Here is a 12,764-nt window from a genome sequence, read left to right as displayed (position 1 = left end):
TCCCATAAAACCGATCGTAGTCCGGATCGCAGTCTGCAACTCGACTGCGTGAAGTCGGAATCGCTAGTAATCGCGAATCAGAATGTCGCGGTGAATACGTTCCCGGGCCTTGTACACACCGCCCGTCACACCATGGGAGTGGGTTGCACCAGAAGTAGCTAGTCTAACCTTCGGGGGGACGGTTACCACGGTGTGATTCATGACTGGGGTGAAGTCGTAACAAGGTAGCCGTAGGGGAACCTGCGGCTGGATCACCTCCTTAATCGACGACAGCAGCTGCTCCATGAGCTCCCACACGAATTGCTTGATTCATTGAAGAAGACGATTGGGTCTGTAGCTCAGTTGGTTAGAGCGCACCCCTGATAAGGGTGAGGTCGGCAGTTCGAATCTGCCCAGACCCACCAATTACTGGTGCACCCTGTAGCGATACGGGGCCATAGCTCAGCTGGGAGAGCGCCTGCCTTGCACGCAGGAGGTCAGCGGTTCGATCCCGCTTGGCTCCACCATTACCGATTGGTGACCCTCGTTTAAAGCTTAGAAATGAGCATTCCATCGACGCGATGATGAATGTTGATTTCTAGTCTTTTGATTAGATCGTTCTTTAAAAATTTGGGTATGTGATAGAAAGATAGACTGAACGTTACTTTCACTGGTAACGGATCAGGCTAAGGTAAAATTTGTGAGTTGCTCTCATGAGCAAGATCGAATTTTCGGCGAATGTCGTCTTCACAGTATAACCAGATTGCTTGGGGTTATATGGTCAAGTGAAGAAGCGCATACGGTGGATGCCTTGGCAGTCAGAGGCGATGAAAGACGTGGTAGCCTGCGAAAAGCTTCGGGGAGTCGGCAAACAGACTGTGATCCGGAGATGTCTGAATGGGGGAACCCAGCCATCACAAGATGGTTATCTTGCACTGAATACATAGGTGCAAGAGGCGAACCAGGGGAACTGAAACATCTAAGTACCCTGAGGAAAAGAAATCAACCGAGATTCCCTTAGTAGTGGCGAGCGAACGGGGACTAGCCCTTAAGCTTCTTTGATTTTAGCGGAACGCTCTGGAAAGTGCGGCCATAGTGGGTGATAGCCCTGTACGCGAAAGGATCTTAGAAGTGAAATCGAGTAGGACGGAGCACGAGAAACTTTGTCTGAATATGGGGGGACCATCCTCCAAGGCTAAATACTACTGACTGACCGATAGTGAACTAGTACCGTGAGGGAAAGGCGAAAAGAACCCCGGAGAGGGGAGTGAAATAGATCCTGAAACCGTATGCGTACAAGCAGTGGGAGCAGACTTTGTTCTGTGACTGCGTACCTTTTGTATAATGGGTCAGCGACTTATTTTCAGTGGCGAGCTTAACCGAATAGGGGAGGCGTAGCGAAAGCGAGTCTTAATAGGGCGTCTAGTCGCTGGGAATAGACCCGAAACCGGGCGATCTATCCATGGGCAGGTTGAAGGTTAGGTAACACTGACTGGAGGACCGAACCGACTACCGTTGAAAAGTTAGCGGATGACCTGTGGATCGGAGTGAAAGGCTAATCAAGCTCGGAGATAGCTGGTTCTCCTCGAAAGCTATTTAGGTAGCGCCTCATGTATCACTGTAGGGGGTAGAGCACTGTTTCGGCTAGGGGGTCATCCCGACTTACCAAACCGATGCAAACTCCGAATACCTACAAGTGCCGAGCATGGGAGACACACGGCGGGTGCTAACGTCCGTCGTGAAAAGGGAAACAACCCAGACCGTCAGCTAAGGTCCCAAAGTTATGGTTAAGTGGGAAACGATGTGGGAAGGCTTAGACAGCTAGGAGGTTGGCTTAGAAGCAGCCACCCTTTAAAGAAAGCGTAATAGCTCACTAGTCGAGTCGGCCTGCGCGGAAGATGTAACGGGGCTCAAACCATACACCGAAGCTACGGGTATCACGTAAGTGATGCGGTAGAGGAGCGTTCTGTAAGCCTGTGAAGGTGAGTTGAGAAGCTTGCTGGAGGTATCAGAAGTGCGAATGCTGACATGAGTAACGACAATGGGTGTGAAAAACACCCACGCCGAAAGACCAAGGTTTCCTGCGCAACGTTAATCGACGCAGGGTTAGTCGGTCCCTAAGGCGAGGCTGAAAAGCGTAGTCGATGGAAAACAGGTTAATATTCCTGTACTTCTGGTTATTGCGATGGAGGGACGGAGAAGGCTAGGCCAGCTTGGCGTTGGTTGTCCAAGTTTAAGGTGGTAGGCTGAGATCTTAGGTAAATCCGGGATCTTAAGGCCGAGAGCTGATGACGAGTTACCCTTTGGGTGACGAAGTGGTTGATGCCATGCTTCCAAGAAAAGCTTCTAAGCTTCAGATAACCAGGAACCGTACCCCAAACCGACACAGGTGGTTGGGTAGAGAATACCAAGGCGCTTGAGAGAACTCGGGTGAAGGAACTAGGCAAAATGGCACCGTAACTTCGGGAGAAGGTGCGCCGGTGAGGGTGAAGCACTTGCTGCGTAAGCCCACGCCGGTCGAAGATACCAGGCCGCTGCGACTGTTTATTAAAAACACAGCACTCTGCAAACACGAAAGTGGACGTATAGGGTGTGACGCCTGCCCGGTGCCGGAAGGTTAATTGATGGGGTTAGCTAACGCGAAGCTCTTGATCGAAGCCCCGGTAAACGGCGGCCGTAACTATAACGGTCCTAAGGTAGCGAAATTCCTTGTCGGGTAAGTTCCGACCTGCACGAATGGCGTAACGATGGCGGCGCTGTCTCCACCCGAGACTCAGTGAAATTGAAATCGCTGTGAAGATGCAGTGTATCCGCGGCTAGACGGAAAGACCCCGTGAACCTTTACTATAGCTTTGCACTGGACTTTGAATTTGCTTGTGTAGGATAGGTGGGAGGCTTTGAAGCGTGGACGCCAGTCTGCGTGGAGCCATCCTTGAAATACCACCCTGGCAACTTTGAGGTTCTAACTCAGGTCCGTTATCCGGATCGAGGACAGTGTATGGTGGGTAGTTTGACTGGGGCGGTCTCCTCCTAAAGAGTAACGGAGGAGTACGAAGGTGCGCTCAGACCGGTCGGAAATCGGTCGTAGAGTATAAAGGCAAAAGCGCGCTTGACTGCGAGACAGACACGTCGAGCAGGTACGAAAGTAGGTCTTAGTGATCCGGTGGTTCTGTATGGAAGGGCCATCGCTCAACGGATAAAAGGTACTCCGGGGATAACAGGCTGATACCGCCCAAGAGTTCATATCGACGGCGGTGTTTGGCACCTCGATGTCGGCTCATCACATCCTGGGGCTGAAGCCGGTCCCAAGGGTATGGCTGTTCGCCATTTAAAGTGGTACGCGAGCTGGGTTTAGAACGTCGTGAGACAGTTCGGTCCCTATCTGCCGTGGACGTTTGAGATTTGAGAGGGGCTGCTCCTAGTACGAGAGGACCGGAGTGGACGAACCTCTGGTGTTCCGGTTGTCACGCCAGTGGCATTGCCGGGTAGCTATGTTCGGAAAAGATAACCGCTGAAAGCATCTAAGCGGGAAACTTGCCTCAAGATGAGATCTCACTGGAGCCTTGAGCTCCCTGAAGGGCCGTCGAAGACTACGACGTTGATAGGCAGGGTGTGTAAGCGCTGTGAGGCGTTGAGCTAACCTGTACTAATTGCCCGTGAGGCTTGACCATATAACACCCAAGCAATTTGCTTGCTCCGAGCTGAAAAGCACAGGGCGCCAGATTGCGGTGTGTGAAGACGAAACGAACCGAAAGTTCGAACTGACTCAGCAGCAACACACAAACTATCGCATACCCATTCGCTGGAACGTTGCCCATGCAACGCGCTGGCTACAGAATTTCTTGACGACCATAGAGCGTTGGAACCACCTGATCCCATCCCGAACTCAGAAGTGAAACGATGCATCGCCGATGGTAGTGTGGGGTTTCCCCATGTGAGAGTAGGTCATCGTCAAGATTAAATTCCGAAACCCCTATCTGCTGACGCAGGTAGGGGTTTTGTTTTTGCCCGCAGGAAAGCCCGCGAAAGCTCGCAATAAATTTGCACAGTTATTTTTGAGCTGGAGCACTAGAATACCCCCACCTCAGTTGAGCCAGAGTTGTTTATGCCCGACCCGCTGGACACCCATCGGTTGTCAGAACTGCCTTTAGACAAACTGGTAGCATGCCATGAGTGCGACCTGTTGATGCGCAAGCCTCGATTGTCCCATGGCGAAAAAGCCGAATGCCCCCGTTGTGGATATGAGCTCTACGCCCACCGGCCCAATGTTGTCGAGCGCAGTCTCGCCTTGGTCATCGCAGCTCTGCTGCTGTACGTGCCCGCAAACTTTCTACCCATCATGCAGCTCAATCTGCTCGGTCAATCCTCCCAGGACACCGTATGGAGTGGCGTAGTCGGTCTGTTCGATAGCGGTATGCAAGGCATTGCGGTGGTGGTGTTTCTGTGCAGCATGGGTGTACCGCTGCTCAAGCTGCTTTGTCAGCTGGCTGTATTGTTGACCATTCGCTGGAAGGTCGGCCGTAGCTACGGCCTGCTGTTGTATCGCGTTTATCACCACCTGCGAGATTGGGGGATGCTTGAGGTCTATCTCATGGGCGTGTTGGTAGCTATCGTCAAGTTGGCGGACATGGCCGCCATCACCGTGGGCCTTGGGTTGGTGTGTTTCATCAGTTTGCTGCTGGTTCAGGTCTGGTTGGAGGTGGTGATGTCACCACATCAGATCTGGCAAGCGTTATCAGGAGAGGATGCCCATGCGGGCGATTGATGCAGGCATTCTGATCTGTACCGAATGCCATGAATTGAATCGGCTGGATGCCGACGCCGACGAACAAGCCTGTACCCGATGCGGAGCGCGGATACATCCCCGTCGCCCCAACAGCTTGATGCGTACCTGGGCACTGCTGATCACCGCCGCCATTCTCTACATCCCGGCCAATATCCTACCGATCATGACGATCAACTCGCTGGGCCATGGTGCCCCCAGTACCATCATGGCCGGTGTCATCGAGCTGGTGCAGCACGGCATGATCCCGATTGCGGCCGTGGTGTTCATCGCCAGTATCCTGGTACCTACCTTCAAACTGGTGGGTATTGCCTTGCTGTTGTTTTCCGTTCAGCGGCACCAGCCCATGTCTGCAAGGCAGCGCATCCTTATGTATCGTTTCATCGAGTTCATTGGCCGCTGGTCGATGCTGGATATTTTCGTTATCGCGATTCTGGTGGCGGTAGTGAATTTCGGACGACTCGCCAGTGTCGAAGCCGGTCTCGGCGCGATTGCTTTTGCCAGCGTAGTGATTTTGACAATGATTGCCGCAGTAACCTTCGATCCCCGACTGATTTGGGATAACACGGAGTCGGATAACGACCATGACTGATTTGCCTACCGCTAAAACCCGACCGGCCTCGAACTGGTCGGCCATCTGGGTCTTGCCGCTGATTGCTTTGGTCATCGGGGGCTGGCTCGGCTGGCGGGCTTATAACGAGACCGGGATCGAGATCAGCGTACGCTTCGAGAGCGGCGAGGGTATTCAGGCCAACAAAACCGAGGTGGTCTATAAAGGCATGCCGGTCGGCAAAGTGAAGGCCCTCACCCTGGACGATGAAGGCAGTTCGAAAGGGGTGGTCGCGACCGTTGAGATGAACAAGGATGTGGAACAATACCTGAAGACCGGAACGCGTTTCTGGCTGGTCAAGCCGAGCGTGAGCCTGGCCGGGATCACTGGCCTGGAAACCCTGGTATCGGGTAACTACGTAGCTATCAGCCCGGGTGAAGGAGAGTCCAGCCGCAAGTTCAAGGCCTTGGCCCAAGAGCCGCCGCTGTCGGATGCCAAGCCAGGCTTGCACCTGACCATCAAGGCTGACCGGTTGGGTTCGCTGGATCGGGGCAGCCCGGTGTTCTACAAGCAGATCCAGGTTGGGCAGGTGAAGAGCTACCAGCTATCCGAAGATCAGAACACGGTGGAGATCAAGGTTTTCATCGAACCAACCTATGCCAGCCTGGTGCGTAAACACACGCGCTTCTGGAACGCCAGCGGCATCAGCATCGATGCCAATCTCTCGGGCGTCAAAGTCCGCAGCGAGTCCCTGGCGAGTATCGTTGCCGGTGGTATTGCGTTCGCCACGCCGGAGAGCCGTAAGGACAGTCCGCCCACGGATCCCAGCCTGCCGTTTCGTCTTTACGAGGACTTTGACGCCGCTGCTGCCGGTATTCGAGTGAAGGTCAAGCTCAGCGACTTTGAAGGTCTGCAGGCCGGCCGTACCCCGGTGATGTACAAAGGCATCCAGGTCGGCAGCCTGAAGAACCTCAAGATTGACTCTGACCTGTCCAGCGCTACGGCTGAACTGACCATGGACCCACTGGCCGAAGATTATCTGGTAACCGGCACTCAGTTCTGGGTCGTCAAGCCGTCGATTTCCCTGGCGGGGATCACCGGCCTGGAAGCGCTGGTCAAGGGCAACTACATTGCCGTGCGACCCGGCGACAAGGGCGCGGCCCCCCAGCGTGAGTTCGAAGCCAGGGCGAAGGCGCCGCCGCTGGACTTGCGTTCGCCCGGCCTGCATCTGGTGCTGTTGACTGAAAACCTCGGATCGCTGGAGGTCGGCAGCCCGATCCTCTACAAGCAGGTCAAGGTCGGCTCGGTACAGAGCTACCAATTCTCCCGCAAGAAAAAGCAGTTGATCGTAGGTGTGCACATCGAGAAGGAATACGAAGGGCTGGTCAACGGTTCGACGCGGTTCTGGAACGCCAGTGGCATTACCCTCACGGGAGGTCTGACGGGGGGAATCCAGGTCAAGAGTGAATCGCTGCAAAGCCTGATGGCTGGCGGTATCGCCTTCGAAACGCCGGTGCCCAATGTACCGTTGAAAAGACGTGTCCCCCGCTTCCGCCTGTTCGAGAACCGCGAAGCCGCACAACAGAACGGCACCGTGGTGACAATCAAAGTCGATCGTGCCGACGGTTTGCGCAGCGGAACACCGATTCGCTACAAAGGGTTGGATGTGGGCAAGGTCGAGGACGTTGATCTCAGTGCCGACCTGCAGTCGGTGCAGCTCACTGCCCGCATCACTGAAGTGCCGGAGCGTATCGCCCGGGTTGGCAGCCAGTTCTGGGTCGTCAAACCCGAGCTGGGGCTGATCAAGACCTCGAACCTGGAAACACTGGTGACCGGTCAGTATCTCGAAGTGCTGCCCTCGACGAAAAACCTCGGGCCGCAGAAGAACTTCGTCGCCCTTGCCAGCCCACCGGAAAGTGCCGTGCCCGAAGCCGGTTTGAGCCTGGTGTTGAGTGCTGCCCGCCGCGGCTCGTTGAAGACGGGCGTGCCAGTGACCTATCGCGAGATCACCGTGGGCAAGGTCACCGGTTATGAACTGGGCCAGACGGCGGATCGGGTGCTGATCCACATCCTGATCGAACCCAAATACGCGCCGCTGGTACGCAGTGGTACGCGATTCTGGAACACCAGCGGTTTCGACATGGACTTCGGCCTGTTCAAGGGCGCCACGGTGCGGACCGAGTCGTTGGAGACGTTGATCCAGGGGGGCGTCGCTTTTGCGACACCGGATGGCGAGAGCATGGGCAGCCCGGCGCGGCCGGAGCAGACCTTCCCGTTGTTCGATAAATACGAGGCTGAGTGGCTGACCTGGGCACCCAAGATCAAGCTCGGTAAATAGCGGGTCAAGTGGTGGCCTGTTCCGACGTCATCGCGAGCAGGCTCGCTCCCACAGGAATTTTCTGCAGGCGTTGAATAGGTGATCAAACCCGACCCCTCTGTGGGAGCGAGCCTGCTCGCGATGACAGCGCTATGGTCGCCACAAGAGTTTCAGACATCCCAATGAAAAAGGCCGCGATCCAATGGATCGCGGCCTTTTTCATTCTTCGAGACTTACCTCACACCGGATCCAGTTCCGGCTCATCGGCCTCGACATTCACCGTGGCCTTCACTACATCGTGACGGCGGATGTACTTCCAGTCCGCTTCGTCGATGTAGATACCGTTCGGGCCGCTGCCGCCTTCCAGGTCGATGGCGACGCTGGCACAGACCTGCGGTTTAACACTCGCCAGGATCGGTACGAAGCCCAGTTGCAGACTGGTTTCCAGCAGCGCTGCCTGGTTCTTTTCATCGATGTCCGCCGCTTCATCCAAGTAGTACGGCAGGCGCACGCGACCGGCCTGCTCGCGGTCCATCAAGTGCAGCAACAAGTACATGTTGGTCAGCGCCTTGATGGTCATGGTGGTGCCGTTTGACGCGGCGCCGTCGATGTCGGTGTGGATCACTGGCTGGCCGTTGACCTTGGTGATCTCGAAAGCCAGTTCGAACAGATCCTTGAGGCCGAGCTGGTTGTGGTTCGCCGCCACCAGGCGTGCCAGATATTCCTTGGCTTCTTCGTTCTTGTTGTCCTGCTCGGCGCTCTGGCTGAGGTCGAACACCGAGAGAGTCTCGCCTTCCTCGTATTGACCGGCGCTGTGGATGATCTGGTCAATGTGCTTGAGCGCTTCTTTGTTCGGTGCGAGGACGATGCGGAAGCTCTGCAGGTTGGACACCTGGCGCTTGTTGATCTCACGGTTGAACAACGCCAGTTGATGTTCGAGGCTGTCGTAGTCGCTACGGATGTTGCGCAGGGTCCGGGCGATGTCGGTCACCGCCGCACGACGGGCCTTGCCCAGCGTCAGGGCTTCGTCGGTACGGTGGGCATAGGCGTTGATCAGCAGCTGTAGGCGGCGCTCCATGTCATCTTCGCTGTCGAACTTGGCAACGCCCTTGAGGCGCACCTGTGCATACAGCGCCTCAATCTGGCCGTCGACCCGCAGCAAGCCTTGCCAGCTGTCCTGATAGTCATTGAGCAGCGGCAACAGGTTATCCATGGAGTCGTCGACCGGGTCCATGAATGGCGTGCCGAACGGCAGGTCCGCCGGCAGCAATTGACGGCGACGCAAGGCGTCGTCGAGGGTGCGCTGCTTGGCTTCCATATCGGCGATCTGTCGGCCCACCAGTTGCAACTTGGCGGACAACTGCTGGACGCGCTCGGTGAACGCGTCACTGGAGCGCTTGAGTTCGTCCTGGGCGGCTTCCATCTGTGCCAGTTGCTCAAGCTTTTCGCCTTCTTCGGCGCTCAGGGTCTGGCTGCGACGGAAGTCTTCCAAGGCCTTTTGCGCGTCCAGTACCTGCTGGTACAGCGCTTCGGTCTGGGTCTTGCTCGCCGCACGGTCGGCGGCCACGGCTTGCTGGGTCTTGAGTTGCTTGAGTTCTTTCTCCAGGCGCTCTTTCTGGTCCCGCAATGCGGCGCGGTCGGCCAGTGCTTGCAGGGCTGGCGGCTCGATGTGGGACAGGTCGATGGACAGGCCGGGTACTTCGAAGCGCTCGCCCTTGAAGCCGTCGAGGATCAGCTCCACGGATTTGACCCAGTCGCCGTTCTCATCCAGTGCTATGCCATGCTCGCCCAGCGGCAGGCTGAACAGTGCGCTATTGAACAGGCGCATCAGGCGCTCGACGTCCTGTTGCGAGAACTCCTCCCGCAGGCGGGCGTAGCTGTTGTTGTCGGCGTGATCGAGTTGCTGCTTGACCGATTTCAGACGTTTTTCCAGATCCCGCAGACGTTCCTCCAGGTCTTCGGCGCTGAACTGTCGGGACTGGGCCAGAGCGCCGGCCAGTTCGTCGTGGGCATCCTTGGCGGCGAGCAGTTGTTGCTCCAGGACTTTGACGTCATCCACCAGGGCGAAGCGATGCTTGAGCACTGACAGTTCACCGAGCCAGCGCTGGATGCCGGTGATTTCCCGCTCCAGGCGCATCAACTCCTGAGTGCTGCCGCGCTGGTCGTTCTGCAGCGAATCCTGCTCGTTTCGGTAGTGTTCGGCCTGGATGGTCAGCTCTTCCTTGCGTGCACCGGCGTAGTCCGACCAGGTGCCCAGCAACGAGTCGAGCAGTGGCGACAGGCGATGCAATTTGCCGCGCAGGATATCGCGCTGCTTCACGCCATTGGCCAGGGCTTCCACCAACGGGCCTGCGGCCACCAGGGAGTTGTAGTCCTGCTCCATGCGTCGTACGTCGCGGAAGGCTTCTTCGCACGCGGCGATGTAATCCACGCTACCGGAACGCAGGCTGTGCTCGAAGGCGTCGAGGAACAGCTGCTTGAGCTTGGCCGCGGTGATTTCGCGCATGTGCAGCAGGTTGATGAACAGCGCTCGGAAAGTCTTGAGGCTCTGCTCGCTGGTGGAGCGCAGCGGGATCAGCGTCAAGTCCAGGGGAATCGAGGTGTGGCCACCCACCAGCAGGCGCCGCAGTTCATCAGGCTTGAGTTCGTAAGCCTTGAGGCCTTCGCGCTCCAGGTTGGTGAAGAGTTCTTTCTGACGCAGGCAGGTGTCGTTTTTCTGATAATGGGCCAGGTCCAGTTTGCCGGCGTAGGCAAAGAACTGGTGGCCGAAACCGCCGCCGGGGCCGCGACCGACCACGCCGATCACGTGAGGACCGTGGGGCAGGGCGACTTCTACCAGGATGTAGCTGGTGTCCGACGCAAAGTAGAAGCGCCGGGATTGTTCCAGGCTGTACTTGCCAAAGCTCATGTCTGACATGCGCGCCAGGATCGGGAACTGCAAGGCGTTGATCGAGGCGGATTTACCGAGGTTGTTCGCGCCATACACCGACAGCGGTTCTTCCAGCGGGAACAGCCCGAGGCTGTAGCCGGCGGTGTTCAAAAGGGCGAAGCGGCGGATGCCGTAGCGTTCCTGGCTCATGCGTCGGTCTCCTGTTCTTCGGCAATGGCGCGGGCCAGTGCGTCTTCTTCGCTTTCGTCTTCAAACGGCGCCAGGTCGAGCGGGTCGTCGGTTTGCAGCAGCTTCTCGTCACTGTCTTCGTCGATCAGTACCGGTGCCGGCAACGGCAGTACGCTGTGTACACTGGCCGCCAGGTCGCGGTCCTGCTGGACCGACAGGCAGACGTCGAGGAAACGGTGCATCGGCGGCAGGAAGCGATACACGCCGTTGTCTTCGCTGGCGAAGCCCAGTTGGGTCATGCGGCGCATGATTTTTTCTTCCAGCTCTTCCTGGGTCTGCACTTCGGCCTGGATGAACAGGTCGCGGTATTTTTCCAGCAGTGAAGGCAGTTCATCGCGGCCCAGACTGCCACCGTCGAGCACGGCAATCGGGTCGCGGCCCTGGTCGGCCAGGTGCTCGACGAGAATGAAGGTGAACAGCGCCAGGCGCTGGGCGGTCTTGTTCACTGCCGCAGCGGCCAGGTCCGGCACAAAGTAGTAGAAGCCACGGGTATCGCACACCAGTTCGAAGCCCAGGGCCTTGAACAGCGTGCGGTACTGGTCCTGGAAGTTCGACAGTTGCGCGTACAGCTCCGGGTCGCGGCGGCTGACGTGGTAACCCTTGAACAGCTCGCGAAAGATCGGCGCCAGCTGGGACAGTTCGGATAGATCAAGATGCATGGGGGATGCTCGCAGAATCCTCGGCAGCGTCGCGGGCCGAGAGCAGGGCGAAGGAGCGCAGGCTGACCTGATGCTCGTGAGTGTGGTATTCGCGGCGTTCCAGGCGCTCGCGCTTGAAGCGTTTTTCCCGCGACAGGCGCGAGAACCAGTACAACAATTCGTCGGTGGCGCCGTCTGGCTCTTGCTCCAGCAGCCAGACCATCAGGTCCGGCAGCGGCAGGGCGTCTTCGCAACGCTCGACCATCTCGCGCACGGTGCGCGGCGCCCGCGGGGCATCGCCGCCCTGGTGGGTTTTGTGGGACTTGGGGAAGCGCGCCGGTTTCGGCTCGAAACGGGCCAGGGCGTAGACATAGGCTTCAACCTGGCTGGCGCTGCCGAGGAAAGTGCTTTGCGGCCGGGTGAACAAAGGCATGGCCGCCTGCGGCACGGCATCGATGCCTTTACGACGGATGGCGGCCAGGGCCAGGGCTGCACCGCGGGTCACGGCGTTGTGACGGCGGGCCTCTTCGCGCAGTGGCAGGAGCAGTTCACGGGCATGGCGCAGGGTCAGTTGGGCGCTGGTCTGCATCTCGAGAATGCGGGCGTGGGTACGCAGCAGCATGTCGTCGTCCACCAGATGGCCGAGGCGCTGCTGCTCGGTGAGCATGCGCAACAGCACATTCTCGACCTTGCGCACGCCTTGCTCGAACGCACCGTCGGCGTTCACCAACTGGATCATCGGTTCGACATATTCGTCCCAGGTCGCCAGCACTTCAGCGTAGCGCTGGCGCAGCGGGATCTGCCGATCACTGGTCTTGGCCCGTTCGGCCACGGCCACCAGGGCCTGCTCGTCGTTGGCAAGTTTCTTCAGCACGTCCCGCACGCGCATGTCCAGCAGGCGCAACTGGCGCGCCAGGTCGTTGCCGTCGCGCACGTCGAAGGCGTCCTGGATGTAGCCGGCCAGACGTTCGAGGTGACGCAGGTAGGCTTCAATTTCCAGGCACAGGCCCAGGCGGTGTTCGCGTCGCAGGTAGGCGAGGAAGTCATGGATCTGGGCGTTCAGCTCGAAGCGGTTCGGGCTTTTCGCCACCGGCACCAGGATGTCCAGGCGGATCCACACGTCCAGCAGGTTGGTGATGTCCTGGGGCGTGCTGTCCAACTGTTGGGCGGCCAGTTGTGAACGCAATTCGTTGAGGCTCAGGGTGCCCTGGTCGAAGTGCTCGCACAAAGGTTCCAGCAATGCCCAGTGTTCAGCAAGGGCGCGCAAGACGCGCTTGGGTTCGATCATCGCAATGGCCGTCGGGTTGGCAATTAAAAGGGGCGATTGTACTGCATCGGGCCGGTTGCGATTCACCCCTGAGACGGACTGTCGTCTGTAT

Annotated in this window: 6 protein-coding genes, 2 tRNA genes and 3 rRNA genes (1 of these 11 running past the window's edge); 8 read left to right on the top strand and 3 right to left on the bottom strand. The window is 57.7% G+C overall.

From position 1 onward, the window contains the following. From QZH45_RS25540 to QZH45_RS25505, 8 genes are all read left to right on the top strand, one after another. A 16S ribosomal RNA gene (locus QZH45_RS25540) occupies positions 1-262 on the top strand; it begins 1,275 nt to the left of the window's first position. A 65-nt stretch (positions 263-327) separates the two neighbouring features. Further along, positions 328-404, top strand: a tRNA-Ile gene (locus tag QZH45_RS25535). Positions 405-430: 26 nt separating this feature from the next. Then, positions 431-506 (top strand) — tRNA-Ala (locus QZH45_RS25530). Between the two features lie 252 nt (positions 507-758). Next, positions 759-3,650: ribosomal RNA gene (locus QZH45_RS25525) — 23S ribosomal RNA — on the top strand. 170 nt (positions 3,651-3,820) lie between these two features. Further along, positions 3,821-3,936, top strand: a 5S ribosomal RNA gene (rrf, locus tag QZH45_RS25520). The 16S, 23S and 5S rRNA genes sit together here with 2 tRNA genes alongside, the layout of an rRNA operon. Positions 3,937-4,084: 148 nt before the next feature. Continuing rightward, the gene (locus QZH45_RS25515; protein WP_024778198.1) at positions 4,085-4,744 is read left to right on the top strand and encodes a paraquat-inducible protein A; all 660 of its coding nucleotides are present in this window, start codon (positions 4,085-4,087) and stop codon (positions 4,742-4,744) included. Beyond that, entirely contained in the window at positions 4,731-5,354 is a 624-nt protein-coding gene (locus tag QZH45_RS25510; protein WP_024778197.1) for a paraquat-inducible protein A, read from the top strand. Before QZH45_RS25515 ends, QZH45_RS25510 begins: the two co-directional genes overlap by 14 nt. Further along, the gene (locus QZH45_RS25505; RefSeq protein ID WP_024778196.1) at positions 5,347-7,650 is read left to right on the top strand and encodes a PqiB family protein; all 2,304 of its coding nucleotides are present in this window, start codon (positions 5,347-5,349) and stop codon (positions 7,648-7,650) included. Before QZH45_RS25510 ends, QZH45_RS25505 begins: the two co-directional genes overlap by 8 nt. Before the next feature lie 217 nt (positions 7,651-7,867). Here QZH45_RS25505 and mksF read toward each other — a convergent pair whose 3' ends face one another. The 3 genes from mksF to mksB are packed head-to-tail and all read right to left on the bottom strand — an operon-like array spanning position 7,868 to position 12,673. Continuing rightward, entirely contained in the window at positions 7,868-10,708 is a 2,841-nt protein-coding gene (gene mksF, locus QZH45_RS25500; RefSeq protein ID WP_024778195.1) for an Mks condensin complex protein MksF, read from the bottom strand. Continuing rightward, complete coding sequence (mksE, locus tag QZH45_RS25495) at positions 10,705-11,406, bottom strand: Mks condensin complex protein MksE (RefSeq protein ID WP_024778194.1); 702 nt, start codon at positions 11,404-11,406, stop codon at positions 10,705-10,707. The genes mksF and mksE overlap by 4 nt, the downstream gene beginning before the upstream one ends. Further along, a complete protein-coding gene (gene mksB / locus QZH45_RS25490; RefSeq protein ID WP_024778193.1) occupies positions 11,396-12,673 on the bottom strand; it encodes an Mks condensin complex protein MksB in 1,278 nt (425 codons plus the stop codon). Before mksB ends, mksE begins: the two co-directional genes overlap by 11 nt. Positions 12,674-12,764: the final 91 nt, after the last annotated feature.

This window comes from Pseudomonas corrugata, assembly GCF_050920615.1.
In the GTDB taxonomy this organism is placed as follows: Bacteria; Pseudomonadota; Gammaproteobacteria; order Pseudomonadales; family Pseudomonadaceae; genus Aquipseudomonas; species Aquipseudomonas corrugata.
Note: the sequence above shows the minus strand (reverse complement) of the source record. Positions and strands in the feature narration are given on the sequence as shown.